Source organism: Methylobacterium aquaticum (genome assembly GCF_001043915.1).
Lineage (GTDB): Bacteria > Pseudomonadota > Alphaproteobacteria > Rhizobiales > Beijerinckiaceae > Methylobacterium > Methylobacterium aquaticum.
On sequence record NZ_LABX01000262.1, the window covers coordinates 1 to 914 of the forward strand.

Genomic DNA, 914 nt, shown 5'->3' on the forward strand with positions numbered 1-914 from the left:
CCGGTCGTGACCGACGAGGTCTCGAAGCGGGTCGTCACCCAGCCGAACTCGTTCGACATCGTCGACTCGGAGTATTTCAGCCTCAAGAAGCTGCTGCCGTCGGGCAACCTCGTGGGCATGGATGCCAAGCGCATCAAGAACGCCGACAAGATCACCCCGGTCTTCACCAAGGGCGAGGTCGCGGGCAAAAAGATCGGCGACCAGGGCACGGCGCCCAAGAAGGTCTTCTATCTCGAAGGCCCGACCTCGACCAAGTTCGCCTCGTCGCCGACCGAGTGGATCACACTGATCCCGACGACCTACAATGCCGACACCCTCGGCATCCGCCCCGACCTGATCAAGCGCCCGATCACCTCGTGGAAGGAACTGCTGAACCCCGAGTTCAAGGGCAAGGCGTCGATCCTCAACATCCCGTCGATCGGCATCATGGACGCCGCGATGGTGGTGGAGGCCACCGGCGACTACACCTATCCCGACAAGGGCAACATGACCAAACCTGAGATCGACCGCACCATGAAGGTGCTGATCGAGGCCAAGCGCGCCGGCCAGTTCCGCGCCTTCTGGCAGGACTTCAACGAATCCGTGAACCTGATGGCGTCCGGCGAGACGGTGATCCAGTCGATGTGGTCGCCCGCCGTCACCAAGGTGCGCTCGCAGGGCGTCCCCTGCACCTACCAGCCGCTGAAGGAAGGCTACCGCGCCTGGGCCTCGGGCTTCGGCCTGCCCAAGACCCTGACCGGAAAGAAGCTCGACGCTGCCTACGATTTCATCAATTGGTTCCTGTCCGGCTGGGCAGGTGCCTATTTGAATCGCCAGGGCTACTATTCGGCGGTGCTGGAAACGGCAAAGGCCAACATGGAGCCCTACGAATGGGCATTCTGGATGGAGGGCAAGCCGGCCGAGAAGGACATCAA

At 62.1% G+C, this 914-nt stretch carries 1 protein-coding gene; it reads left to right on the top strand.

Annotated elements, in window-relative coordinates:
• A partial coding sequence (locus VP06_RS28340; protein WP_048467156.1) for an ABC transporter substrate-binding protein occupies window positions 1–914 on the top strand: 914 nt, incomplete at both ends.